Source organism: Sphingomonas flavida, assembly GCF_036663655.1.
Classification (GTDB): domain Bacteria; phylum Pseudomonadota; class Alphaproteobacteria; order Sphingomonadales; family Sphingomonadaceae; genus Sphingomonas.
In genome coordinates, this window is the sequence record NZ_JAXOJH010000027.1 from 1 (window position 1) to 23,752 (window position 23,752).

At 61.9% G+C, this 23,752-nt stretch carries 27 protein-coding genes; 14 read left to right on the plus strand and 13 right to left on the minus strand.

Features of this window, described 5'->3' with window-relative positions:
• Positions 1–138: 138 nt before the first annotated feature.
• From U1703_RS17910 to U1703_RS17920, 3 genes are read right to left on the minus strand one after another with little or no spacing between them, the layout of a single operon-like run.
• Entirely contained in the window at positions 139–1,653 is a 1,515-nt protein-coding gene (locus U1703_RS17910) for a pyridoxal phosphate-dependent decarboxylase family protein (RefSeq protein ID WP_332786813.1), read from the minus strand.
• Between the two features lie 59 nt (positions 1,654–1,712).
• Positions 1,713–2,579: an RNA polymerase sigma factor SigJ gene (gene sigJ, locus U1703_RS17915; RefSeq protein ID WP_332786814.1), complete on the minus strand. Its 867-nt coding sequence runs from the start codon at positions 2,577–2,579 to the stop codon at positions 1,713–1,715.
• Complete coding sequence (locus U1703_RS17920; RefSeq protein WP_332786815.1) at positions 2,576–3,217, minus strand: flavodoxin family protein; 642 nt, start codon at positions 3,215–3,217, stop codon at positions 2,576–2,578. Before U1703_RS17920 ends, sigJ begins: the two co-directional genes overlap by 4 nt.
• Positions 3,218–3,942: 725 nt before the next feature.
• Between U1703_RS17920 and U1703_RS17925 the strand changes: the two genes are divergently transcribed.
• The 3 genes from U1703_RS17925 to U1703_RS17930 are packed head-to-tail and all read left to right on the plus strand — an operon-like array spanning position 3,943 to position 5,886.
• Positions 3,943–4,590 (plus strand): AAA family ATPase, encoded by a 648-nt coding sequence (locus U1703_RS17925; RefSeq protein ID WP_332786816.1) that lies wholly within the window; start codon positions 3,943–3,945, stop codon positions 4,588–4,590.
• A gap of 2 nt (positions 4,591–4,592) precedes the next feature.
• A complete protein-coding gene (locus U1703_RS19000; protein WP_443024909.1) occupies positions 4,593–4,886 on the plus strand; it encodes a ribbon-helix-helix domain-containing protein in 294 nt (97 codons plus the stop codon).
• Between the two features lie 46 nt (positions 4,887–4,932).
• On the plus strand, positions 4,933–5,886 hold the full coding sequence (locus U1703_RS17930) for a replication initiator protein A (protein ID WP_332786817.1): 954 nt from the start codon (positions 4,933–4,935) through the stop codon (positions 5,884–5,886).
• 518 nt (positions 5,887–6,404) lie between these two features.
• Here the strand turns inward: U1703_RS17930 and U1703_RS17935 are convergent.
• Genes U1703_RS17935 through U1703_RS17955 form a run of 5 tightly spaced genes read right to left on the minus strand, consistent with a single transcriptional unit; the run spans position 6,405 to position 9,164 of the window.
• Positions 6,405–7,949, minus strand: coding sequence for a type IV secretory system conjugative DNA transfer family protein (locus tag U1703_RS17935; protein WP_332786818.1), 1,545 nt, complete (start codon positions 7,947–7,949; stop codon positions 6,405–6,407).
• A complete protein-coding gene (locus U1703_RS17940; protein WP_332786819.1) occupies positions 7,949–8,230 on the minus strand; it encodes a hypothetical protein in 282 nt (93 codons plus the stop codon). The genes U1703_RS17935 and U1703_RS17940 overlap by 1 nt, the downstream gene beginning before the upstream one ends.
• Positions 8,214–8,597 carry a hypothetical protein gene (locus U1703_RS17945; protein ID WP_332786820.1) on the minus strand — a complete coding sequence of 128 codons (384 nt, stop codon included), beginning with the start codon at positions 8,595–8,597 and terminating at the stop codon, positions 8,214–8,216. The genes U1703_RS17940 and U1703_RS17945 overlap by 17 nt, the downstream gene beginning before the upstream one ends.
• Positions 8,594–8,863 carry a conjugal transfer protein TraD gene (locus tag U1703_RS17950; RefSeq protein WP_332786834.1) on the minus strand — a complete coding sequence of 90 codons (270 nt, stop codon included), beginning with the start codon at positions 8,861–8,863 and terminating at the stop codon, positions 8,594–8,596. Before U1703_RS17950 ends, U1703_RS17945 begins: the two co-directional genes overlap by 4 nt.
• Entirely contained in the window at positions 8,838–9,164 is a 327-nt protein-coding gene (locus U1703_RS17955) for a conjugal transfer protein TraD (RefSeq protein WP_332786835.1), read from the minus strand. Before U1703_RS17955 ends, U1703_RS17950 begins: the two co-directional genes overlap by 26 nt.
• A gap of 170 nt (positions 9,165–9,334) precedes the next feature.
• Here U1703_RS17955 and traA point away from each other — a divergent pair, with 170 nt between their 5' ends.
• Positions 9,335–12,259, plus strand: a complete 2,925-nt coding sequence (traA, locus tag U1703_RS17960; RefSeq protein ID WP_332786836.1) for a Ti-type conjugative transfer relaxase TraA — start codon at positions 9,335–9,337, stop codon at positions 12,257–12,259.
• Positions 12,260–12,317: 58 nt separating this feature from the next.
• Positions 12,318–13,019 (plus strand): DUF6118 family protein, encoded by a 702-nt coding sequence (locus U1703_RS17965; protein WP_332786821.1) that lies wholly within the window; start codon positions 12,318–12,320, stop codon positions 13,017–13,019.
• Positions 13,020–13,416: 397 nt separating this feature from the next.
• On the opposite strand, the gene U1703_RS17970 is transcribed toward U1703_RS17965, so the two are convergent.
• Complete coding sequence (locus U1703_RS17970) at positions 13,417–13,683, minus strand: hypothetical protein (RefSeq protein ID WP_332786822.1); 267 nt, start codon at positions 13,681–13,683, stop codon at positions 13,417–13,419.
• A 225-nt stretch (positions 13,684–13,908) separates the two neighbouring features.
• Between U1703_RS17970 and U1703_RS17975 the strand changes: the two genes are divergently transcribed.
• The 7 genes from U1703_RS17975 to U1703_RS18005 all read left to right on the plus strand — a co-directional run bounded on the left by U1703_RS17975 (position 13,909) and on the right by U1703_RS18005 (position 20,155).
• Entirely contained in the window at positions 13,909–14,529 is a 621-nt protein-coding gene (locus tag U1703_RS17975) for a hypothetical protein (RefSeq protein ID WP_332786823.1), read from the plus strand.
• Positions 14,459–15,946: a DNA (cytosine-5-)-methyltransferase gene (dcm, locus tag U1703_RS17980; protein ID WP_332786824.1), complete on the plus strand. Its 1,488-nt coding sequence runs from the start codon at positions 14,459–14,461 to the stop codon at positions 15,944–15,946. Before U1703_RS17975 ends, dcm begins: the two co-directional genes overlap by 71 nt.
• Positions 15,936–16,406: a very short patch repair endonuclease gene (locus tag U1703_RS17985; RefSeq protein ID WP_332786825.1), complete on the plus strand. Its 471-nt coding sequence runs from the start codon at positions 15,936–15,938 to the stop codon at positions 16,404–16,406. Before dcm ends, U1703_RS17985 begins: the two co-directional genes overlap by 11 nt.
• A complete protein-coding gene (locus tag U1703_RS17990) occupies positions 16,393–17,634 on the plus strand; it encodes a type II restriction endonuclease (RefSeq protein WP_332786826.1) in 1,242 nt (413 codons plus the stop codon). The genes U1703_RS17985 and U1703_RS17990 overlap by 14 nt, the downstream gene beginning before the upstream one ends.
• A gap of 211 nt (positions 17,635–17,845) precedes the next feature.
• The gene (locus U1703_RS17995) at positions 17,846–17,989 is read left to right on the plus strand and encodes a hypothetical protein (RefSeq protein ID WP_332786827.1); all 144 of its coding nucleotides are present in this window, start codon (positions 17,846–17,848) and stop codon (positions 17,987–17,989) included.
• Entirely contained in the window at positions 17,986–18,681 is a 696-nt protein-coding gene (locus U1703_RS18000) for a hypothetical protein (RefSeq protein WP_332786828.1), read from the plus strand. The genes U1703_RS17995 and U1703_RS18000 overlap by 4 nt, the downstream gene beginning before the upstream one ends.
• Positions 18,682–19,195: 514 nt before the next feature.
• Positions 19,196–20,155 carry a tyrosine-type recombinase/integrase gene (locus U1703_RS18005; protein WP_332786829.1) on the plus strand — a complete coding sequence of 320 codons (960 nt, stop codon included), beginning with the start codon at positions 19,196–19,198 and terminating at the stop codon, positions 20,153–20,155.
• Positions 20,156–20,164: 9 nt separating this feature from the next.
• Here U1703_RS18005 and U1703_RS18010 read toward each other — a convergent pair whose 3' ends face one another.
• Complete coding sequence (locus tag U1703_RS18010) at positions 20,165–20,479, minus strand: hypothetical protein (protein WP_332786830.1); 315 nt, start codon at positions 20,477–20,479, stop codon at positions 20,165–20,167.
• Positions 20,480–20,599: 120 nt separating this feature from the next.
• Here U1703_RS18010 and U1703_RS18015 point away from each other — a divergent pair, with 120 nt between their 5' ends.
• Positions 20,600–21,268: a hypothetical protein gene (locus U1703_RS18015; protein WP_332786831.1), complete on the plus strand. Its 669-nt coding sequence runs from the start codon at positions 20,600–20,602 to the stop codon at positions 21,266–21,268.
• Positions 21,269–21,395: 127 nt separating this feature from the next.
• Positions 21,396–21,545: a hypothetical protein gene (locus U1703_RS18020; RefSeq protein ID WP_332786832.1), complete on the plus strand. Its 150-nt coding sequence runs from the start codon at positions 21,396–21,398 to the stop codon at positions 21,543–21,545.
• A gap of 747 nt (positions 21,546–22,292) precedes the next feature.
• Here U1703_RS18020 and U1703_RS19005 read toward each other — a convergent pair.
• From U1703_RS19005 to U1703_RS18030, 3 genes are all read right to left on the minus strand, one after another.
• A complete protein-coding gene (locus tag U1703_RS19005; RefSeq protein ID WP_443025846.1) occupies positions 22,293–22,361 on the minus strand; it encodes a DUF4113 domain-containing protein in 69 nt (22 codons plus the stop codon).
• Positions 22,348–22,602 (minus strand): DUF4113 domain-containing protein, encoded by a 255-nt coding sequence (locus U1703_RS18025; protein WP_443025845.1) that lies wholly within the window; start codon positions 22,600–22,602, stop codon positions 22,348–22,350. The genes U1703_RS19005 and U1703_RS18025 overlap by 14 nt, the downstream gene beginning before the upstream one ends.
• A 364-nt stretch (positions 22,603–22,966) precedes the next feature.
• The gene (locus U1703_RS18030; RefSeq protein WP_332786833.1) at positions 22,967–23,437 is read right to left on the minus strand and encodes a GNAT family N-acetyltransferase; all 471 of its coding nucleotides are present in this window, start codon (positions 23,435–23,437) and stop codon (positions 22,967–22,969) included.
• Positions 23,438–23,752: the final 315 nt, after the last annotated feature.

Sequence of the window (23,752 nt, forward strand, 5' to 3'; positions counted from 1 at the left end):
ATCCACCACGAGGTTCACCGCTACTGCTTCATTGCCCGCTCGGTGAACTTTCCGGTTACATACGTGCCGACGTTCAAAATCGCGCTGGGCTGACGCCGCCTTTCCCGATCGACCATCCTCGTGGGAAAATCGCCGCGCTTAAATCGCCGGGTTCATCTGCGCCAACACACGGCCGACCGCCTGCACCGTCATCCGCACATCGGCATCCGACGTGCGCCAGTTCACTACGCTGATCCGCATGGCGCGTCGGCCGCGCCAGAGCGTGCCGCTGAAGAATGCCGTACCTTCCGCATTGATCGCGGCGATCACCGCATCGGTATAGCGATCATGATCGGCGTCGGATCGGCCATGCGGATCGGGGAACCGCACCAGTCCCTGGTTCATGCTCGGCATTGCTACCAGTTCGGCACCGTCCAGTGCGCTGATGCCGCGGGCCAGCGCGACGGCATGGCGACAGCAGCCGTCGATCATCGCCGCCAGCCCATCTCGCCCCAACTCACGCAATGCGGCATAGACGGCGTACCCTCTCGCGCGGCGGGTCCAGTCGGGCGTCCAATCAATCGCGTCGCGCGCGTCGCCTCCCGGAACCAGATAATGCGCGGTGAGGGTCATGGCAGCGCGATGGGCCGTGCGGTCGCGGACGATCGCGATGCCGTTGTCCTGCGGCGTATTCAGCCATTTGTGGGCGTCCGTGGCCCAGCTATCGGCAAGCTCTACGCCTTCGACAAGGTGTCGATGTTCGCGGCTCGCACGCGCCCATAGGCCGAACGCGCCGTCGACATGGACCCATGCGCTGGCCGTCCGCGCGATCGGGATCAGCTCGCCGAACGGGTCGCACGCGCCGACATTGAGGTCGCCGGCATCGAGGATGACGATCGTCGGGCCATCTCCGGCGGCGAGGGCGTCAGCCAGCGCATTAGCGGCAAGGCAGCCGTCATCGCCCGTCGCCAGCGGGGTGAGCGACCGCGTGCCCAGCCCGAGGAGACGCAGCGCACGTTCGATCGAGCCGTGGCGCTGCTCGGTCGCCAGCACGCGGATGGCAGGCGCGCCGATCAAGCCGTCCCTCTCCACATCCCAGCCTACGCGGGCGAGGACGGCGTGGCGGGCGGCGGCGAGACAGGTCACATGAGCAAGCTGACATCCCGTGGTGAACGCGAAGGAGGCGTCGCGAGGCAGGTCGAGCACGTCCTTCACCCACTCGCCGGCGATTTCCTCTGTAACGGCCGCGGCGGGACCGCAGGCATACATCGTCGCGTTCACGTCCCAGGTGGACGCGAGCCAGTCGGCCGCGAGTGCCGAAGGCAGCGCGCCACCGATCACCCAAGCAAAGAAGCGTCCACTGGCGGAGCCGAGCTGCCCCCCTGCCGTCGCAACCACCAGATCGTCGATGACAGTTTCCGCCGGCGTACCGGATGCGCCCAGCTCGACGTTCAGGCGTCGACGCAGTTCGGCGAGGCTGGTCGTCGTCGCGACTGGGCGACTGTTCAGCCCTTCGACATATTCGATTGCGTGTCGACAAGCGCGCGTCAGCACAGCGGCTTCAGGATGCATGGCGTTCCTCTTCGTGACCTGGTGTGATTTTGCCACGGTCGAAGATTGCTGGCTTCCCGCATCTTGTGGTCGAATTCGCGGGAAACGGACCTGGTAGGCCATGCGACTTTCTCGAAATGCCATCCTTCTGGGAAAGCCGCTTGGGAATGAGGCGCGCTGGTTCAGTTGAGGTCGGCGGTTGCACGCGACAGCTTCTCAGGGTTGCGAATGACGTAGATCGCCGCAACCTGATCGCCACTGATATCCAGCGCCGTCGTTTGGCGGACGCCTCCACCTTCAATCGTGAGGAAGCCCGGCAAACCGCTGATGTGACCATATCTGAGCAACCGCGATGGTTCATGGCTGAAGAGGACCGCCATTTCGGCATGTCGCGCCATCACCGCGTCGATACCCACCAGAGGTATGGGTGAGGCCGGCACCTTTCCGCCGCCGTCCGCGACCGCGATCACATCTTGCGTGAGCAAGGCGCGCAGCGCTTTCATGTCGCCGTTGCGAGACGCAGCGTAAAACGCTGCTGCGACGGTTTCGCCGTGCGCTTTGCTGATTGGGAAGCGTGGCCGCTCCCGCCGCAGGTCCGATCGAGCGCGGCTCGCAAGTTGCCGGCATGCCGCCGGGTCACGATCGATCGCCTCCCCGATCTGGACGAAGTCCATGCCGAATATGTCATGTAGCAGGAACGCGGCGCGTTGGAGGGGAGATAGCCGCTCCAGGGCAATCATCAGCGGCAAGGTGATATCGTCGACCGGATCGGCATCATCCGGATCGAAGACAGGTTCGGGCAACCACGGTCCGATGTATGTTTCCCGATTACGGCGCGCCGATGCCAGGACATTGAGGCAAAGCCGAGTGACGATCACACGAAGAAAAGCCGCCGGTTCACGCACTGCATTTTGATCCGACGCCAGCCACCGTCCAAACGCCTCCTGCACCACGTCTTCTGCATCAACGATCGAACCGAGCATCCTATATGCCAAGCGTATCAATGGCGGCCGAAGCGCTTGTAGATCGTAACCGGACAGGTCCGTCATCCGGCGGCTCCGCGTCGCCCCGCGACAAATTGTTTGGTCACCATCGCCACACGGCTGCCAAGATGTCGAGCGGTCGCAAGATCGGCTTCAGGCGGGGCAGTATCCGGCCCTTCGTCCGTGTTCGATTGAGCAGCAGCACCCAGCCAGAACCCGAGCCGGTTAAGATCGTCCGGTGAACCTGCGGCCGAGTTGTTTGACGGTGGCAGGTCCAGGTTGACCCAGTGCATCCCGTGCTGGGCCGCGAAAAGAACCATCTGGAAGAGCGTTGAGAGCTTGTCGCCGGCGAGCGCACCGGAGTTGGTGAAGCCGGCAGCGATCTTGTCTTTCCAGAGATAACCACACGCCATCACCGCGCGCGAGCTGGCCTCCTGAAAGGCTTTGAACGCTGCCGATCCTCCGCCGACGTAGGTCGGCGCGCCGAAGATGATCGCGTCCGCTTTCAGCAAATCAGGCCAGCGGCCTCCTGCTTCCTCAACAGTCATCGAGATCGTATGGCCTCCGGGAATCTGCCGTACCCCCTCCGCCACGGCATCAGCCTGCCGCGCCGTATGCCCGTATCCGCTATGATAGATGATCGCGACACATATGCTGCCGTGCGCCACTTCGCCCCTATGAAGCCCTTCTTCGATGCTCATCATGCCACCTTGTTCGTCTGTCTTCGAACGGCATGACAAGTTGGCCGGCGGGATTGTGACACGGGTGACGAAAGAATTGCGGGGAGCATACGCGAGCGTGCGCCGGCATTCTCGTTTCACCATCCCAATGGGAACGCCCGGGCCGTCTCGCGGGCCGTTCCCAATCGGGCAGGCGGGTGGCCGCGTCATTGCGCTGTCGTAGTCGCAAGGTACGATGTGGATCATGGCTGCCCTCGCAGCCGATAGCTGTCGCTCCTACATCCTGCTCCGCTTGTCACCTGACAAGCGGACCAGGACACACGTCATCATGGAATGCGATTTAGTACCCGTGGGCTTGCCCCAGACTGGCCGATCATACGTCTGTATGGATTTCCCGATCGAGCACATGGCCAACATGGAACAGCGGCTTCGCCAACAAGGTTGGTTGATCGCTGATAGAGTACCTCCCGCAGACCTCGTTATCCCCCCAATCGCTCCCGGCTTCTGCCGTCGATATGGGATCGACTGGGTGGGACCGCAGTAGAAGCGAGAAATCTAGAGCCGGATGCCGCAGGTTTGCGGTCAGCGACCCCAATTAGGCCGCTCGACGGCGCGCGATGGAGTGGGGGTCGTTCGCGTATATCTGGGTCCGTTCTATGTACCTCCATCAGGCACTCACACGCGATATCAGTTGTGTGTTCCTGCCATTGTGCATATCATCAAAACAGCATTATTGAAGGTGTGCACACTTGCATATTATCACGCTTGCAGCGCAAAAAGGGGGTGTCGGTAAAACGACGCTGGCGGTGAATCTGGCGGTTGCCGCCGAAGCGGCCGGGATAAAGACCGCTCTTTTCGACCTCGATCCGCAGGAGAGCGCGACTGCTTGGAGCGAGCGACGGACAGCCGAATTACCCCACGTCGAACCGATCAGCGCGCGCCGCCTCGATCAGGCGATCGACGCAGCAGAAGCCAACGGCTTTGGGCTTACGATCATCGACACACCGCCGGCAGCGGGTGCGGAAGCCGCCGCAGCGGCGCAACGTGCCGATCTGGTCGTCATCCCCTGTCGTCCGTCATTGATCGACCTCGATGCGATCAAGCGCACGGCGCAGCTTATCACCAGTACCGGGCGAACGGGCGTGGTCGTGCTTAATGCCGCCCCCCCTACCGCAACCACGTTGCTGGACGATGCTAGAACGCTTGCCGAGGCGACCGGCTTACGGGTGTCGCGTGCCGTATTGCGGGAGCGCAGCGCCTACCGGGCGGCATGGCCTTATGGCTTGGGCGTCATCGAGCATGAGCCGAAGGGCAAGGCCGCTCTAGAGATTGCAGCCTTGCAGAAACACATATTTGATGATGTGATGAATTGCACACCTGCAAATGTGAAGGCTTGATTATGGCGAAACGGACTTCCCTGCTGGGGCCGGCAGTAGCGTCCCCCTCCCCTCGCGACCCAGAGCCGGACCATCAGCCGGCTCCGCCGACCTCGCCATCGAGTGCAGCGCGGTCGAGTGGAAAGCGGCCTGGAAAGTATCACCTCGGCGCGTATTTCGATCCGGCCGATCCTACGGCGGAGGCGTTTCGCGTATTGGCAGCGCGTACCCGGCGGAGTCATCAAGACCTACTTGCCGAGGCGATCAGCGAGCTGGTCGCCAAGTATGATGCCGACAAGCAATTCGGCCGTGCATGATAATGTGCACATCTGCAACTATGCAGAACGGCAGGATTGAAGCGGCATGACCAAGCGTCAGAATCCCAATCCCGAGTTTGATCTATTCATCCCGTTGATGGGCGACCTCCCGCTGAAGGATCAGCGGGAGACGATGGAGAGGCCGTTTTTCTCACTTCAGAAGCGCAAGCGGGTGAAGCCGATTGAATATAGCAGCCCGGACGGCGAGACGTGGGTGAAGATCGAGGCGATCCCGGCTTACGGCATGGCGACGATCTGGGACGCCGATATCCTGATATGGGCGGCGTCCACGCTCAATCGGATGCGGGAGCAGGGGGTCAACGACCTTCCCCGTACGCTTAAAACAACGTCCTACGATCTGTTGCGGGCGATCAAGCGCGACACTAGCGGCCGGGCCTATCAGGAGTTGCAGGCTGCACTCCAGCGGCTTCAGACGACTTCCATATCGACGTCGATCCGCGCGCCCAAGCGGCGGACCAAGGCCGGTTTCAACTGGCTCGACAAATGGACGCTGGAGGTGGACCCGGACACCGACCAACCACGCGGGATGACCATCACGCTGTCGGATTGGGTATATGAGGGAATTATGGGGGAGCGGTCGCTGCTCACCATGCACCAGGATTATTTCCTGCTGACCGGCGGGCTGGAACGCGCCCTGTATCGTATCGCGCGCAAGCACGCCGGCAACCAGAAGGGCGGGTGGACGTGTCGCGTCGAGGTGCTGCGCGACAAGACCGGCAGCGACAGCAAACCCAAAGAGTTCAACCGGATGCTTCGCAAAGTGGTGGAGGCTGACCAACTCCCTGATTATGCGATGCAGATGACCGCAACAGCCGATGGCAGTCCTGCCGTGCTGTTCCGGCTTCGGGGAGAAGCGGAGGCACTTGCGCTGACAGCTAGGTTGGAGGCCGAGCAGGAACGGCGGAACAGGTTCGATGCCGATCGCCGCCGCGCCGCTGAGGTGGACCACCTTATGGACAAGCTCGCCGGAGAACGCTGACTATCGTGGTATCACACACCGCAAGGCCCGTCCGTATCAGAGGCGGAGGCGGGCAGCAGGCGTTGAGCGCGCGGATCAAGCAATAATTGACCCGCAGAACGGCAAGCGATCATCGTGGGATCACACACCGGGCAGTCGTGGGATCACACACCACGCTATCGTGGGATCACACACCGAATCACGTGGGATCACACACCGGGCACCTTCTCAACCTATTGTAGAAAGGTGGTTTTCTGTCTTCTTTTCAGCACTTAACCTTTTTAACGATTCCTATTTAACAGAATCACTTAACCCCACGGACGGAGTGAACGGGCGGAAAGGGGGTTGCGGAATTGCCCTTTGGGCAATGCGCTTTCGTTTCGTGCCGGCTATCGCCGTCACAGAAGCGGCCTGACGGCCGCAGGCTTCCGGGAGAAGCCAAGCGGATCCGGCGGTGTGTGCCTGACGGCGTCACGCTCGTTGAGAGAGCAGGGCGGGGAAATGCCCCAGCCTATCGTGGGTTTCGCCGGTGGGTACGATCACGCCGGATCGTAGAGACCAGCGAACTCGCGTTCGGCATAATAACGGATCTTGCCGACGACGAGCGGGTGCTGGCCCTGCCGCAGCAGCAGGATGTCATCGGCATTCATCCGCATGATTTCATCGGGCGTCGCCAACCGGCGCGCGGCGACATGGCCGCTGGAGCTTTCCGATCGGGTGCCGTCGCTGAAGATGCTCGCCGGGCCGGACGTGCCGAACGTCTCATATTCGATAGTGGTGTCGCCGATCGTGCGCGACAGCATGTCGGCGGTGGCAAGATCGTTGACCCCGAACGTCTGGATCACGCCGGCATTGGACATGAAGGTGCCGGCGCGCTCGCCATAGGTCGCCTTGAGCTGGTGCATGTCCTGGAGGATCGGCCAGAGCTGCATCCCGTAACCCGCCATCAACCCCATCGCGCGCTCCACCGGATCTAGGCGGCCGAGCGCGGCGAACTCGTCGAGCAGGAACAGGACCGGGCGTTCCCGCCGGGCAGGGGAGCGCGCCATGTCGGTAACGGCCTGGCTGACCAGTAGCCGCAGCCAGCGGGCATAGGTATCGAGCCGATCAGGGGGCAGACACAGGAACACCGTGCCCGGTCGCTCCTTGAGGTCCGCGAACCGGAAGTCGGACGCGGACGTGCTGTCCACGATGCGCGGGCTGTCGAGAAAGTGGGTGTGGCGCTGGGCGGAGGACAACACGCCCGCAGCCTCGCGATCGGACTTGCCGAGGTGGCGGTTGGCGGCGCGTGCGATCAGGCCGTGCGCGCCGGTGCTGGCCTGCATGTCGGCGAGCAACGCGGCGAAGCCGGCGGGATCGCGGGTGAGCTTGTCGCGCACCGTCGCCAGCGTCGCGCTGGACATGGGTTCGTGGACGACGGTGTGCAGGATGATGCCGGCGATGAGCGCCTTGGCTTCCTCGTTCCAATGCGCCTCGCCCGACTGCCCCGGCGCATCGTGGACCAGCGCGTCGGCGACTGTCTGCGCATCTTCCGCGAGGTCCGGGCTGGTCGCATCGAGCCACGCCAGCGGGTTATAGCGGGCCGCAGGACGCCCGGACACGCCGAAGGGGTCCAGGCACCACACATCGCCCTTGCTGGCCCGCGTGCGGGCCGTGACGCGGGCATTCTCGCCTTTGGGGTCGATGCAGATCACCGATCGATCGAGCAGCAGCAGGTTGGGGATGATCGTGCCGACGCCCTTGCCCGACCGGGTGGGTGCCATCGTCAGCAGATGGGCCACGCCATCGTAGCGCAGCAGCCTGTTGTTCCGACCCGACCGGCCGATGATGAGGTCGCCCGATCCTTCCAGCTTGGCCAGATCGTGCCGGTCGCCGAAGCGGGCTGATCCCATCAGGGTGTTGCGATTGCGGCCGCGGCGGTTGAACTTCCAGATGCCGAACAGGGTGAGGCCCGTCAGCAGGAACGGCACGTCGGTCGCGATTTCGCCGACGCCGAAGATGCCCTTGAGCCAGGCGTTGCTCGCCATCAGCACAACGAAGGCGATCAGCAGCGCCCAGAGCGGCCCGATCCGGCGGGGCGGCATTACCAGCCCGTTCCGACAGACGTGATCGCGAGGCTCCGATCGGCGTCGGGATGATCCATCAGCTTGAGGACGATCTGCGTGGCCAGATCAGGCGGCACCGCTTCGTCGCGCAGCATGTCGAACAGCGCGTCCTCGACCGCCGAGTATTCCAAGCCCTCGATGACGTTGTTGTGGCGCGCATCCGCATCGGCCCGGCGCCAGTCGGCGGCTTCCGCCGGCGTGCCGCGCACATAATCCAGCGCGCGGACCTCCGCCCTGACCGTCTCAACGTCCAACGGCATCGACGTGTCTCCTTGTCAGGAACCCGGCCGCGCCGAGCAGGAATCCGCAGAACAGGGTCTGGAGCTGGAGCGACAGGAATCCGAAGGGCAGGCCAAGCCCGTAGAGGGCATGGCTGTTGATCGCGACATCGCTCAGGATGATGGCGGCACCCAGCGCCAGCCCGACCGGACGCCGCCAGATCAGCAGCACCGCGGCGAGCGGATCGAGCGCGGTCAATGCAGTCCAATAGACGTTCATCCAGACCGGCGCGTCATCGAACACGATCCACCCGACGTTGATGAGGTGGAGAGTGTGCGTGATCGTGCCGATCGCAAAGCCGGCAACCAGCACGCCGACGACGATCCGCTCGATCATCGGCCGGTTCATGCCGTCGTCTCCGGTGCTTCCGCTTCCGCGTCGAACGCCCGCTTCCCCCGTCGCTTCCAGAGTGCCAGCGTGTCGCCGGCAGCGTCGTCCCGCGCGCGTCCGACCAGTTCCAGCAGCGCGCCGTAGATGGTCGCGCGATCGTCGTCGGCGAGGTCCACCAGCCCGGCCTTCTGGACGAGGCCGCCCAGCTCGATCAGGTGACGGGTTCGCTCGCGACGTTGTACGACCCAGCTCCGCGTATCAGTCCGACGCTGCGCCGCTTCCAAGCGCAGGATCAGCGCCCGGTTGCGGCGTTCCGCCGTCAACGTCGACACCAGCCTTTCGTGAACCTTTGCGCCCGCGCCGCTGAAAGAAGGCGGCACCCTTCGTGCGCCACGCCTCCCTCGTATCAGTATCCTTGGCCGCGACGGCATCGAGCAGCGCGCCGGCCAGCGTTTCGAGGTCGAGCGCATCGGCCCCGGTGGAGGTGACGAGCGTCCCGAGCTGTTCGACCCGGCGCGCCTTCAATGCCCGTGCCTTGCCCTCCAGCGCTTTCAGTTCCGCATCGTAATCCCGCACCTTGCGCATGGGGCCTCCATCTTCCGCGTCGAACATCCATCAATCTATCAAACCGACAGGGAAGGGCAACCGCGATCAATAGGCCCCACCAAGTCAATCGGGAGATGCGCAGCAGATCGTGAGTGCGCGCTTATACGTCGTTGCCGACGTGCGCTCAGAAGTGTATGATGATAGTCGCGATGGCGATCTATCATTTCAGCGCCAAGGTCATCAGCCGTGCGAACGGTTCCAGCGCCGTTGCGTCTGCCGCCTATCGCTCCGCGTCCGAGCTGCACGACCAGCGGCTTGGACGTAACCACGATTTCTCGAACAAGGCCGGCGTCATTCACTCCGAGGTGATGTTGCCGCAGGGCGCACTGGAGCGATTGAACGACCGCACCGTGCTGTGGAACGAGGTGGAGGCCGGCGAGAAGCGCAAGGACGCGCAGCTTGCCCGTGAAGTCGAGTTTTCAATCCCGCGCGAGATGAACGAGAAACAGGGCGTCGCGCTCGCCCGTGATTTCGTCGCAGAGCAATTCGTGAAGCGCGGGATGGTCGCGGACCTCAACGTGCATTGGGACAAGGCGAAGGACGGCAGCCCGAAGCCGCACGCGCATGTCATGCTGTCGATGCGCGATGTAGGACCGGACGGGTTCGGGCAGAAGAACCGCGAGTGGAACAGCGGGGAACTGCTGAAGGAATGGCGCGAGGCGTGGGCGGCTCACGTCAACGAGCGAATGGCGGAGCTGGGGCTGGAGGGGCGGATCGACCATCGGTCCTATGCCAATCAGGGCATCGATCTTGAGCCACAGCACAAGATCGGCCCCGCAGGAATGCGCCGGCTCGATCGCGGCGAGGATGCCGAGCGCGCCGACGATCACCGGCGGATCGCGCGTGAGAACGGCGAGAAGATCGTAGGCAATCCGCGCATCGCGCTGGACGGTATCACGCGACAGCAATCGACCTTCACCACCCGCGACCTCGCGACGTTTATGTTCCGGCATTCGGACGGCAAGGAGCAGTTCGACCAGGTGATGGCGGCGGTGCGCGCCAGCCCCGAGCTGGTGGCGCTGGGGAAGGACGGTCGCGACCAGGAGCGGTTCACGTCGCGCGACATGATCGCGGCCGAGGCGCGACTGGAGCACGCCGGCGACGAGCTGGCGCGTCGCGGCGATCATGGTGTCGGCGATCGGCAGCGTGACGCCGCGATCGGCGCGGCCGAGGGCAGGGGGCTTGTCCTGTCCGGCGAGCAACGCGACGCCTTCGACCATATCACCGGGCGGGACGGCCTGGCGTCGGTCATCGGCTATGCCGGCACCGGCAAGTCGGCGATGCTGGGCGTCGCGCGCGAGGCGTGGGAGCGCGAGGGCTATCAGGTGCGTGGCGCGGCGCTGTCGGGAATCGCGGCCGAGAATCTGGAGGGCGGATCGGGCATCCGGTCGCGCACCATCGCCAGCCTGGAGCATGGCTGGGCGCAGGGTCGCGACCAGCTCGGGCCGAAGGACGTGCTGGTCGTCGACGAGGCGGGCATGATCGGCACCCGCCAGATGGAGCGGGTGCTGTCCCACGCCCGCGATGCGGGCGCGAAGGTCGTGCTGGTCGGCGACCCCGAGCAGTTGCAGGCGATCGAGGCGGGCGCGGCGTTCCGGTCGATCACCGAGCGGCACGGCGCGGCCGAGATCACCGAAATACGCCGGCAGCGCGAGGACTGGCAGAAGGAGACGACGCGGGCCTTCGCTACCGGCCGGACGGCCGAGGCGCTGGACGCCTATGCCGCGCACGGCATGGTCCATGCGGCAGACACGCGCGAGGCGGCCCGGGCCGAGCTGGTGGACCGTTGGGACCGGGATCGTCAGGCCGAGCCGGACAAGACCCGCATCATGTTCACCCACACCAACGCCGAGGTGCGCGAACTCAACCAGGAGGCGCGTGAGCGGGTGCGGGCGAGCGGCGAGCTGGGCGAGGACCGGACAGTGGCGGCCGATCGGGGTGAACGCGATTTCGCGGCCGGCGACCGGATCATGTTCCTGCGCAACGAGCGGTCGTTGGGCGTGAAGAACGGCACGTTGGGCACGCTGGAGCGGATCGAGGACGGGCGTATGGGCGTCCGGTTGGACAATGGGCGCAGCGTTGCCTTCGACCTCAAGGATTATGCCGCGGTCGATCACGGCTATGCGGCGACGTTCGGCAAGTCGCAAGGCGTGTCCGTCGATCGCGGGCACGTGCTGGCGACGCCGGGCATGGACCGGCACAGCAGCTATGTCGGTATGACGCGGCATCGCGATAATGTGCAGCTCCACTACGGTCGCGACGACTTCGCCGATCAGGGTCGGCTTGCGCGCGTGCTGTCGCGCGACCGGTCGAAGGACATGGCAGGCGACTATTCACCGGAGCGCAGCGAACAGGACCATGCCCGCGCCTTCGCCGATCGGCGCGAGATCCGGTTCCCGGAACTCGCGCGCCAGGTCGTCGAGAAGGTTCGCGATAAGGCGCGGGGCATGTTCGCGGGGTTCCGGCCGAAGCCCGCGACCGGGAAGACTCCGGCGGCCGAGCGCGGCGGGGCGACGATCGGCGCAGACCGTCCCGACCAGGCGCGCGCGATCGAACGCTATGCGCGCGCCGCGGCCGATATAGGCCGGATGCGCGATCAGGGCCTGCCGGTATTGCCGCATCAGGAGACGGCGTTGCGGAAGGCCGGCGAGGGACTGGATGCCGTGCGTCCCCATGCCGCGCGCGACCTCGCATCGGCGCTGGCGCGCGATCCGAAGCTGATCGAACAGGCGGCGGGCGGCAACACGGGCGGCGCGGTGCGCGCGATGGCCGAGGAACAGCGCGTGCGGCTCGATCCCGATGCGCGTGCCGATCGGTTCGTGGAGGGCTGGCAGGTGATGCAGCGTCAGCGCGCCGGTCTGGAACGCAGCGGCGACAGCGCCGGCGCCGAGCGGATGCAGGCGCGCATGGAGAAGGCGGCGGGCGGGCTTGCCCGCGACCCGCAGCTTGAATCCGCGCTCCGCCGGCGCGCGCCCGAGCTGGAGATCAGGATCGAGCGCGAGCGGTCGATCGGCGACGCGCTGTCCGCGTCGATCATGCCACCGCGCGACCGCGATCGGGGGATGAGCCGATAGGCTTCGTGCTTTCGGGTACGATCGTGTTCGTGCTTTCATGCGGGAAAAGGGGAACGGCATGAACGACGATCACGAACCGGATGCCGCGGCGGAAGCGTTCGAGGGCGTGCGTGGCGAGCTGGCGCTGTTGCGGCGTGCGGTCGAGCGACTGGCGGCCGAGCGTGCCGAGGTGCCAGAAATCCCTGATTACAGCGAGACGCTGGGCCGGATGGCGAAAGCGCTTAACGGCACCATGCAGAATGTCGCCATCTTGGCGAAGGCGGCCGAGGACAATGTCGCGCCGCGCTATGTCGCTGACCGGATCGTCGCGGCCGGTGCCCATGCCCGTGACGAGGACCGGCGCATGATTGCGTCCGCTGGCGAGAAGATGGACCGGGCGACGACCGCGTTGCACGGGATTGGCGGTGTCGCCCGTCGGGCCGACGAGCAGCGCCGGACGTTATTGCAAGTCGGCGCGGGGGCGTGCCTGGGCGGGGCGCTGCTATGGACGGTCGTGCCGGGCGTCGTTGCCCGCGCGCTGCCGGATAGGTGGCAGGTGCCCGAGTGGATGGCCGCACGCACGCTAGACCTGCCGAAATGGGAAGCCGGGCAGCGCCTGATGCGGGCCGCGGCACCGGACGCCTTCGCCAACATCGCGGCGGGCGACCGGATTGTCACCGCCAATCGCAAGGTGCTGGAGGCCTGTCAGAAACGGGCGGACAAGGCAGGCGGCGCGGTGCGTTGCATCGTGAATGTGGAAGCCCGCCGGAACGTGCGGTGATCCGGGGAAGGCGGTGGATCACATGCCGGGAGCGGCGTCCCGCCCCCGGCATGTTTGATCGGTTACTTCACGCCGCGAGGAATCCGATTAAGTCCCCACTTTAAAAAAATCAAAAGGGAACTACCTAGTAGCCACTTGTAAGAGAAACTACCAAGAGCGATTGTAACAGGGATAGATATAAACATTTAAGTACCTCGTGTAAAACATAAGCAAAATCCTTTGCTTTGTTGATAAAATGCAGTCTCAGCGATTTCCTTGACTGCGGAGCAATAGTACTGTGGGGGGAGCAAAGGCGTCCATATCTTTTTTCGCGATGCTCCCGCACCGCCGCTAACCGCGGGGCACCGGCAGTGCAGCCGGACGGAAATGTGGGGGGCATTGATGCCCCCACCGATCCTCAGGCGGTAGCGCCATGCCCTTCAGCGTCACCGTCATGATCGCCCCAGCCAGCCGCGCGAGCCATCCCGATCAGCGTCTCGATGTCCTCGATAGTAGGAATGCGCGCCTGTCCGCGGGCGGGCTGAAGGCTGCCGTCTGGTCGCCGCCAGATGAAGCGATAGCCGCGTTGAAATTCGCCCTCCCCGTAGTCGTACCGCCCCCACTGGAAGCACAGCACCCATCCCGCATCGCCTTTCGGCAAGCGGACCTCATCGAAAACCGTCACCCTCGTCGTCGCCATATCAACCTCCATCACATGTGAATCACATGTGCTACACATACGATTAAAGTTCAAGTGCGCCCTGCTGGCACTGTCGATCCCGGGATGTTTGCGATGATGCCATGCCAGCGGGGTGAACCGGGCAACCAAGCCGGCTCCGGGTCAGCTTGCACTTCAATAGTATAGATGGCTGAGATAGGAACAGGGAGGGAACGCTGGAGAGGCAGGATCGTGGAAGGCAGCAGCAAGCGCATAACCGCCCAGATCGGAAGAAAGCCGGCGGCAAACATCCATCATGCAACGCGACTGGCCGAGCGGATCGGCTGTCCGCTGAACCAGTTCGTCACCATCAACTATTCCAAGACGCAGTGCCCGGCAGATGATGCAACGGCGGCGTTTCGCGACCTCCTGTCGGACTGGTTCGCCCGCTGGCTGCGCCGGCATCCCAAAAACAGGAAAGGCGTGGCACCGGCCTATGTCTATGCGTTCGAGGCGGCCGGCGGGCAGATCGCGGTCCATTGGCTGGTTCATGTCCCGAAGGGGCTGATCCGCGAGTTCTGGCGTCTGGTGCCCGAATGGGTGGCGGCTACCGCGGGGGCTATCACCAGCCCGGCAGCGATAAAGCATCGTCGCATCTATGGTGTCGTCGGTGCCAAGCGATACATCCTCAAGGGCATGGACCCGCACTTCGCCCGCCTCTGGCAAATCCGGGCATCACCACAAGGCAACATCGTCGGTCGTCGCAGCGGCTTCAGCCGAAGCCTCGGCCCGGCCGCGCGACGTGCGGCCGACTACCGCCCGCAACGCTATCAGGCAGGACAGTGGGCAGCGGCAGCATCTGCGACATTTTGACAATCCTCACGGGATAAAGCCCATCGGTATCGTCAATCAGGAACCAAGGCTGGACTGTAATCGACACGACAGCGTGCCGATTCGCCTTTTGTTCTTGCAGATTGGGAATCTCCGCGACAAAGTGGCACAAATATTCCCAGAGGTGCTCGTGCGTCCTTCCGTTTCCGACTTCTCCCGCCTCCGCACCAGCGCGGGTATCAGCATCGACGCCTTTGCGGCCAGTTCGGGCTTCTCGCGTCGTACCGTCTATCGCTGGGAACGCGGTGAGGCTCCGCCCCGCAAGGCAGCGGTGCGGATGCTGGACACGCTGATCCGCGAACACCGGCAGGCTGTCGCGCCGGCCAGCACGAAGGCATTTCGTTTCATCGACCTGTTCGCCGGCATTGGCGGTTTGCGTCGCGGCTTTGATGAGGAGGGCGAATGCGTCTTCACCAGCGAATGGGACAAATACTCGCAGGCGACCTATCTCGCCAATTACGACTGCGGGCATGAGGTAGCCGGCGACATAACGAAGGTGCCGGTGGAGAGCATCCCGGCGCACGACCTGCTGCTGGCGGGTTTCCCCTGCCAGCCCTTCTCAATCGCGGGTGTGTCGAAGAAGAACGCCCTGAACCGGCCGCATGGCTTCGCCGACGAGACGCAGGGCACGCTGTTTTTCAACGTGGCGAAGATCATCCAGCATCATCGCCCGCGCGCGTTCCTGCTGGAGAACGTCAAGAATCTGGTCAACCACGACAAGGGCCGGACGTTCGAGGTGATCCACCGCACGCTGACGCAGGAGCTTGGCTATCAGGTCCACTGGAAGGTCATCAATTCCAAGGCGTTCGTACCCCAGCAGCGCGAGCGCATTTTTATCGTAGGATTTCGCGATCCGAACGCCTTCACCTTCGCCGATCTGGAATTGCCCGATCCGTTCGCCGGGCCGCGCCTCGGCACGATCCTGCATCCCGAGGATGGCACCGAGGAACTGGACCCCCCCTACACCCGCGGCAACATCGCGTCGGTGTCGGAAAAATACACGCTGACCGATCACCTCTGGCGCTACCTTCAAGGTTACGCCGAGAAGCACAAGGCTGCCGGTAACGGGTTCGGGTTCGGGTTGGTGGGGCCGAACGATGTCGCCCGCACCCTGTCGGCGCGCTACTACAAGGACGGCTCGGAAATCCTTGTCGAGCAGAAGGGGAAGAACCCGCGCCGTCTGACCCCGCGCGAGTGCGCCCGCTTGATGGGGTTCGATGAACCCGGCGGGCGGGACTTCATCATCCCCGTGTCCGATACCCAGGCCTATCGCCAGTTCGGCAACGCCGTCGTCGTGCCGGTGGTGAAGGCCGTTGCCGCGCACATGATGCCTTGGCTGGTCGACCGCGCTGATGCGGAGCCGGAGCAGCCGGAGCGGATCATGGCCCTTGCCGGGTGATGTAGTCGATCCGGCCACCCGCAGCCGCATGATGGCCGGGATCAGGGGGAAGAATACCAAGCCCGAACTGGTAGTGCGGCGCGGCCTTCATGCCCTTGGATTCCGGTTCGTCCTTCACGATCGCCGCCTGCCCGGCAAACCCGATATGGTGCTGCCGCGCTGGCGTGCCGCGGTCTTCGTTCACGGCTGTTTCTGGCACGGGCACGACTGCCCGCTGTTCCGCTGGCCGGGCACGCGCCAGGATTTTTGGCGGGAGAAGATCGGCCGCAACCAGGAACGTGACGCCGAGGTCGAGGCAGCGCTTGACCGTGCCGGATGGCGCGTGCTGAAAATCTGGGAATGCTCGATGAAAGGCCCCGGCCGGATCGGGGCCGATGCCGTCATGCCGATCGCGGCCGACTGGCTTCGCTCCGATCAACGGCACGGGGAGATCAGGGGAACGCTGCGTGCCGGTGGGTGATCTTGTCGAATGGCTGGACGAGTACGGCGGACCGGGCTTCGTCTGGTATGTGAAGCGGTTGTCGGGCAACGACACACTGGCCAATGGAAGCAATCAGGCCGGACCCTATATCCCGCGTGAGGTGGCGTTCGGCTTCTTCCCGATGCTGAATCAGCCAGCGGTGAAGAACCCGGATGTGTGGCTCGACCTCTATGTGGATTCCCACCCCGACCATCAGCAGGTCCGGGCGGTCTGGTACAACAACAAGCTGCACGGAAACCCAAAGAACGGGCGTAACGAGACGCGGCTGACCAACTTTGGCGGGCAGGCGTCCGCGTTGCTCGACCCCGAAAGCACGGGTGCCCTGACCGTGTTCGCGTTTCGCAAGACCGATCCTGCCGAGGTGGCTGATTGCCATGTCTGGGTCTGCCGGCATGAAACGGAAGAAGATCTTGTCGAGGATCGCGTCGGGCCGGTCGAACCGGGCAAGTGGCTGTTGTGGCCACCGGCGCAGGGCGGATTGCTTGGCCTGTTGCAGGCCCCGCCCGTGCGGGCGAGCTGCTGGCTGGCCGATGATGAAATTCCCGCGGCATGGCGGACGAAGTTTCCATCCGGTGCCGACATCATCCGCAAGGCGGTCGAGCTGCGTGCTGACGCCGGCCTCGATCCCGACAAGCGGTTGATGCGTCGCCGGGATTGCGAGTTTGAGATTTTCCGCAGTGTGGAGCAGGCGATCGAGTTGCCCCACATCCAGGCGGGTTTTGCGACGGTCGACGACTTCATCGCCCGCGCCCAAACCGTCCTCCAGCGCCGCAAGGCCAGGTCCGGCCGGTCCTTGGAGTTGCATACCCGCGCGATCTTCATGGAAGAGCGGCTGGTCGAGGGCACGCACTTCGCCCACCAGCCGGAATCCGAACCGGGCAAGCGGCCCGACTTCCTGTTCCCCTCGATCGACGCCTACCGCGACGCGAGCTTCCCGGCAGACCGGCTGCGGATGCTGGCGGTCAAGACGACGTGCAAGGATCGTTGGCGGCAAATTCTCAACGAGGCCGACCGCATTCCCGACAAGCACCTGCTGACATTGCAGGAGGGTGTGTCGGAACCGCAGTTCCGCGAGATGACCAATGCCGGCGTGCAGCTCGTCGTGCCGGCAGGCATCGTTGACACTTTCCCGAAGGACGTTCGCCCTCACCTCCAGACGCTGGAGAGCTTTATTGGCGATGTGCGGCTGCTGCCGATCGGGGGCTAAAAACCCGGCTTTTTGCCTGCATTCGGTTCAGGGGCATCAGTCCATGAACTGTTTTGGGGTCTTTGATGAACCATCAAAATCCGTAAAAAATCCAATTTTTACAGATACATATACCACATCGAAATAGGAAATTTGGTGAAACTGTATCTAGAATGATAATTAGTGCGTCGTGCAAAAAAAAGGCTCGGACTCAAATCGAGGAGCCAGAGCCATGAATGCCGTGACCGAGATCATTACCGAGTTGCCTGATTTGCCGATGGAGCGAGTGAACGCGCTGATCGTCCTCACCGCATTGGCGATGGCGATGATGGCGCTCTACGTTGTGCTGACCGTCATCAAGGATCGCGGGAAATGAAACGCCTGCGTCCTTGGGTGAAGCTGCCGAATGCCTGGATCGAGGCAAATGGGCTTCGCGATTTTCGGTGGAAGCACGGCAAGGGTGCTGCGAACGAGTCCGCCCTGATCGCATTGGCCGTCATCGCGCATCATTCGGATACCGACACCGGCATCACGCGAATGACCTACAACGAATTGACTGATCGCGCCTCGTTGAGCCGGGCGATGGTTTCGGCCGGATTGTCCATCCTCGATGAAAAGAAGCTCATCATCCGCGAGCCGGAGGGGCGCAGCACCTATGCACTGGCCGGATTCAATCCCAACGCGGATTGGGCAAAGCTCCCGGCCGCCCCACTATACCAGAATGGTGCGATGGCGGCTTTTTCAGAGTTCCAGAAGCGCAAGTCCGTGGAGCTGGACGCGATGAAGCTCTATTTCCTGTTCGCCTCACGCCGATCGCGCGACATGAATTTTGCGCTGCTGACCTATGAACAGATCGAGCAACGGTCGGGAGTGAAGCGGCACAAGGTGAAGGCGGCGCTTTCACTGCTCTGTGCGACGGGCATGATCCATATCGAACACCTCCCGCGTGGCTTTGGTGAGCCGGGCATCGTCAGCGGCTACAGGCTGGCACATCTCGACAGCTATCGGCACATGGGTACGACCGGACGTGGCGTCGATCCTGTAGCACAGGGTGGCGGCCCCTTCTGACGGGCATCCTCGTATACCCTAGTGTTTAGTCCCGGAATTTGGTGGATCGCATCGCCAAGGATCGTTCCGCCTTGCGGCCACGAAGTCCTCGCCCATCTAATCATACTCTGATAATGTCCTTTATCAGATGTAGGAGACGAGCATGGGAAGACAGTCTTGGAAGGCGTTTACAACCGACCACCCTACTGCGTCGGCCTTTACCACGGCCGTCAGTTCGTCTCTCCCAAAGGGAGCCCCGGTCGTTGACAAGGCGGGTCAAAAGCTTCCCACCCCGTATGGCCTTCTAGTTGAATGGCTAAAAGAAAATTTGTCTGGCGACTGGACCAGCATGACGAAGGGAAAAGGAGTTGTAGTTAAGGTCGCCGATCTAGCGGATAGTAAAGTTATCACGGCCCAATTTACGACCATAGGTTCTGCGAAACATACATCATTTTCAACCAGCACAACCCAAATTGATTATGCTGACTCTGACTACGGGGATGTCGCTCGTTCGTTGGGATACACGATATAGAGCATGCATCGGCTCGTCCGCCTCGTTCCTGCCCTCACACTTCCTAGCCTTGTCGCCGCGGCCGATCATGGCGCGCAACGCCGCTTCCTTGAGTTTTTTGCCGCGGCGATCCGAAACGCACATACGCGCAGGGCTTATATGCGGGCTGCGGTCGATTTCGTTGCTTGGTGCGAGGCCAAGCAGGTACGGGCGCTGGTCGATATTGAGCCGATCCATGTTGCAGGTTGGATCGAGGAGCTGGGCGAAAGCCTGTCCGCTCCATCGGTGAAGCAGAAGCTCGCCGGCATCCGTCACTTGTTCGATTGGCTGGTTGTCGGCCACATCATCCAGGTCAACCCGGCCGCGTCGGTGCGTGGACCGGCGCATAGCGTGCGCCGCGGCAAGACGCCAGTTCTGACGCCCAAGGAAGCGCGCAGGCTGCTCGACAGCATCGACATATCGACCGACGCCGGTCTGCGTGACCGGGCGCTTATTGCGCTCATGGTCTATTCGTTCGCACGGGTTGGTGCCGCGATGAAGATGCGCGTGAGCGACGTTTATGTGCAGGATCGCCGCCTATGGGTCCGCCTTCACGAGAAGGGCGGCAAGCGGCATGAGATGCCCTGCCACCACACACTTGAGGGCTATCTACACGCCTATATCGACGGGTGTGGTTTGGCTGCCTACCCAAAAGCCCCCCTGTTCCGCACCATATCCCGCAAGACGAAGCGATTGAGCGAAGATCGCCTTCCGGCCGACAGCGCTTTCCAAATGGTACGCCGGCGCGCTGCAGCGGCCGGGATTGAGACGGCGATCGGCAATCACTCGTTTCGTGCGACGGGCATCACTGCCTATCTGAGAAATGGCGGTACGCTCGAAAAAGCCGCAGCAATGGCGAACCACTCCTCGACGCGCACGACACAGCTCTATGACCGGCGCAGCGACGAGGTGACGCTTGATGAGATCGAGCGGGTGCTGATTTGATATCTATCGTCAGTCGTAATCTGGATCGCGTATCACGGCAGCCTCTATCATAGCCGCTCTATACTCGGGTATAACCATAAGGGCTTCGTGAACAACTGATGGGGGTATTCCCTCATTGACTGTCAAATTCACGGTCTCGGAAAGAAGCATTGTCAATTTCTTTTCATCGCTCGCTTCCTGAAAAAGACCATCGCACGCTCCCCATGACGATAGATAATTATCATCATCTTCGATGGGACCGCCGACAACTTTTAAAGGGGGGCCTTCTTTGCCATCCATCAGGGTCCAAACGATTTGCGCCTTATCTAAGGGAATATCGACCATGACTATCTCCTGGCTTGTAGGCGTACACCAACCCATGCTTAATCGCTATCGCCTTAATGCTGATGAAATCGCGTTTTCCGAGGCATCGCAATTGGAGGGGCGGATACAAGGAGGGGGAGCGTGAGCAAAGCCATTTGTCATACGGTGACGGACTGGGCTGCCACGGGTGCAATGCTTCAAGGTATCGGCACTCTGATAGGCGCGATAGCGGTCATTGCCGCTGCCATCATAGGTGCCAATACCTTTGATAAATGGAAACAGCAGAAGATTGCGGAGCGGAAACGCGATCAAGCCGAGAAAATTCTGACTGCGACCTATCGCGTGAGGCGTCAGCTTTCGGCTGTTCGAAGCCCAATGATGTGGGCGCACGAAACAGATAAGGCGCAAAAAGACCTCGAAGAACGCGGGGAGTGGCAGAAGGCCGCTAGCGATGCCGACCGTAAGAGCCTTGCCGTGGCACAGGCATACTATGATCGGCTCAACCGTACAAAAGGCGATCAGGCTGCCTTGGAAGAATGCCAGCCGATGGCAAGGGCACTCTTTGGTGAAGAGCTAGAACAGGCTATAGAGAAATTGCTTCATCAATTCTGGACGGTGAAAGTGTATGTTGATGCCAATCACAACGATAAAAACGGCGCCGACAAAGCGTTCAGAGAAAAAATAGAGGGGGTAATATGGGAGGGTTATCCGACAGCAGGGGAAAATGAGGTCGATAAAACAATTAATGAGAAAGTTATTTTAATCGAAAAGGTATGTGTGCCGGCGCTTAGGATGGAAAAGGATTCGTAGTGTCCAGCGCTCTTGTCTCAACCGTGGGCCTATGCGCCGATGCCTTGGGTGCGGGCCTGTTGGGGTTCGATCTCGTGCGGCTGCAACATCGACTGCGCCGCGAGGCGACCAATCAGCGATCGAGAGCATGGCAGACGAACATGGCGGGATCGCCTCATGGGCCGAGGAGATCAAGCGCAGCGCCCGCTATACCCCGAAGAGCGCATACGAGCGTTATCACGCCCAAGACCCGGTTTCCTACAATGTTGAAAACTGTCTGAACGCGCTCAAGAGCTGAGCGAGTGCGTTAACGGTTTGGGTGCGCACCTTGCAAAGGTTACGACCTATTTAGGTGATGCAGCCGATGCCGATAATGCCACGGCAGCACTGTCGATACGCTACAGCATTACGGGTCTAGTGCTGCTATTCATTGGCTTCGTGCTACAAACCTTGGGCACCAATCTTACGTTTTAAATTGACAATGAATCTGGTGGCCGCTAACGCAAAAACGGCCCGCGATCGAGCGATCACGAGCCGTCCATGGTAGACCTTAGTCCCGTGATCCCCGCCATGTTTGCACGCATGGCGGGGTTGTCCCGTTGAACCGGACTAGCAGAAGATTGCACTCTACTGCGCGGTCGAATTGGCCTATATGCCCGGCGCCGGCGCTCGTCAACCGCATTTTCAAGTATATCCTTGCTACGCTGCTAGCCGTGGTGCCTAAATATCTAGAACTCACCCTTTGGGTTGAAGGACCGTCAACATAAACCTGAAATTTAGGCGTAGAATTTAATACCGGTATTATTGACCGTGCCGTCAACACGTACATCGAATATGCCATCGCATATGAACATGAATATGTACGCCGAAAAACGATGCTAAAAAAGTACGCCAAACCGTCGCTAAAAAAGTGGCGTACAAACTGGCTTTCAAAACGCCGTACGAAATGATTTCCGAAAGCGACCGAACGAGCGGCGCAATCGCAAACCGATAACGTTATCGCCGAAATTCTTGGCTTCGGTGCAACCCGTTGCAAAAGCCGGGTTCACAGGAATATCGGCATGATATCGTCCAATCGCGTCGTATAGCGTGGCGACAAATTATGTCGACGCATCGACCACGGCCGTTTTCTTCCCCGTGCCACCAAGACGAACCGTCTCGCGACCAAAGCGACCGTTGATCGCATCGAGCGCCCCCATGAGCGCACGCGACTTGTCGGGATCGCGCGAGGCGAACAGATCAGCGACCGGCAATTCCTCCGGTCGGCATATATCCATCAGCACGACGCCGTCCTTCGCGTAGCGATGGCCATTCCGGTAGAGGCTTTTCAAAGTGCGAGCAGCGATCGCTACCATGTCTGGGGCATAACATAGAACGAGCATGAAACTACGCTTAGTCTATCGGCAATCCAGGCACGCCCATTACCGCATATACTGGCTGTCCAGCAGGGATTGTTGTCTATGCTACGCCAAGGAAATGAGCGGCTGATTAGTGGCGCCGTTGGACGACTGCAAACAGGTGTTTTCCGACAGGTTGGAGCGTCCCATTTTCCTGTCGATCCGACACCATTTTGGGAAAAGCAATTGGGAACAGGATTTGGGAAAGCTCGTCCTTGTGACCGTCATCCAACATCGCAGCGCACCGTCGTTCTCGACCGACCTTCCCAGTTGGGAATGACGATCGGCATTGCATCGCCATGGGATGTGCCCAATTGGCGCTTTACGCCGTCATAACGCTTTCCTGTCCCAAAGTCTTCGCGAAGCAGACCGCCTCAGGTCGTCCAACATATTTGCCAAAGTTGGGAATGCGCCGGTAGCCGTTCCTCTCGTAGAACTGAACGGCGCGGCTGTTTACCAATCGTGTTTCCAGCCACAACTCGTGATAGCCATCGGCTTCTGCTCTCCTTTCGAGATCGTTGAGAACAGCCGATCCCACCCCTTTACTTGTCGGAATGGCGAACATCCGCTTCAACTCAGCCACGCCCTTCTGAAGCGGTCGATATGCCCCGCACCCCAGAGCGTTACCCTGTGCGTCATACGCCAGTACAAACGAGGCGCCAGCCCCCTCTACATCGGAGGGGTCGAATGACGATCTCCCGCTATCTCCGGTTATGCGAGCCAGCGTGTCCGAAAGTTGATTGAGTAGCTGTAGCGCCGTCGGATCAGAGGGGTGGACCGGCTCAACGCGCATTCGCAAACGCTCCTTTGCAACACCATAATGCTGCGCCAGCCGATAGGTGACGCACCCCTATTTCATGGCCGCTGCATTCTCGAAAAACCATCGATTCCGAGAACGCCCCCAGCGTCTCGATCGCCGTTCCCGGTCGGGAATGCCGTGCTATTGGCCCGGCGGGAGCAATTCCGCTCGACAAGGGGTGAAGCGAGTTGGCTAAGGAACACGAATATACCTGCCGCATCGACTGGACCGGCAATCGTGGGGACGGCACTCGGACCTATCGTGGCTACGATCGCACATGGGACGTGGTGACGCCCGGTAAGCCAACTA

Excerpts from the sequence above, each read along its gene's own strand:
- U1703_RS17920 (WP_332786815.1), bottom strand. The coding sequence starts at position 3,217 with ATGATGAGCATCGAAGAAGGGCTTCATAGGGGCGAAGTGGCGCACGGC.
- U1703_RS19000 (WP_443024909.1), top strand. The coding sequence starts at position 4,593 with ATGGCGAAACGGACTTCCCTGCTGGGGCCGGCAGTAGCGTCCCCCTCC.
- U1703_RS17945 (WP_332786820.1), bottom strand. The coding sequence starts at position 8,597 with ATGAACCGGCCGATGATCGAGCGGATCGTCGTCGGCGTGCTGGTTGCC.
- U1703_RS18010 (WP_332786830.1), bottom strand. The coding sequence starts at position 20,479 with ATGGTCGATATTCCCTTAGATAAGGCGCAAATCGTTTGGACCCTGATG.
- U1703_RS18025 (WP_443025845.1), bottom strand. The coding sequence starts at position 22,602 with ATGGTAGCGATCGCTGCTCGCACTTTGAAAAGCCTCTACCGGAATGGC.
- U1703_RS17910 (WP_332786813.1), bottom strand. The coding sequence starts at position 1,653 with ATGGCCTACCAGGTCCGTTTCCCGCGAATTCGACCACAAGATGCGGGA.
- U1703_RS18020 (WP_332786832.1), top strand. The coding sequence starts at position 21,396 with ATGGCAGACGAACATGGCGGGATCGCCTCATGGGCCGAGGAGATCAAG.
- U1703_RS17940 (WP_332786819.1), bottom strand. The coding sequence starts at position 8,230 with ATGCCGTTGGACGTTGAGACGGTCAGGGCGGAGGTCCGCGCGCTGGAT.
- U1703_RS17935 (WP_332786818.1), bottom strand. The coding sequence starts at position 7,949 with ATGCCGCCCCGCCGGATCGGGCCGCTCTGGGCGCTGCTGATCGCCTTC.
- U1703_RS18030 (WP_332786833.1), bottom strand. The coding sequence starts at position 23,437 with ATGCGCGTTGAGCCGGTCCACCCCTCTGATCCGACGGCGCTACAGCTA.
- U1703_RS18005 (WP_332786829.1), top strand. The coding sequence starts at position 19,196 with ATGCATCGGCTCGTCCGCCTCGTTCCTGCCCTCACACTTCCTAGCCTT.
- U1703_RS17930 (WP_332786817.1), top strand. The coding sequence starts at position 4,933 with ATGACCAAGCGTCAGAATCCCAATCCCGAGTTTGATCTATTCATCCCG.
- sigJ (WP_332786814.1), bottom strand. The coding sequence starts at position 2,579 with ATGACGGACCTGTCCGGTTACGATCTACAAGCGCTTCGGCCGCCATTG.
- U1703_RS17955 (WP_332786835.1), bottom strand. The coding sequence starts at position 9,164 with ATGCGCAAGGTGCGGGATTACGATGCGGAACTGAAAGCGCTGGAGGGC.
- U1703_RS17965 (WP_332786821.1), top strand. The coding sequence starts at position 12,318 with ATGAACGACGATCACGAACCGGATGCCGCGGCGGAAGCGTTCGAGGGC.
- traA (WP_332786836.1), top strand. The coding sequence starts at position 9,335 with ATGGCGATCTATCATTTCAGCGCCAAGGTCATCAGCCGTGCGAACGGT.
- U1703_RS17995 (WP_332786827.1), top strand. The coding sequence starts at position 17,846 with ATGAATGCCGTGACCGAGATCATTACCGAGTTGCCTGATTTGCCGATG.
- U1703_RS18000 (WP_332786828.1), top strand. The coding sequence starts at position 17,986 with ATGAAACGCCTGCGTCCTTGGGTGAAGCTGCCGAATGCCTGGATCGAG.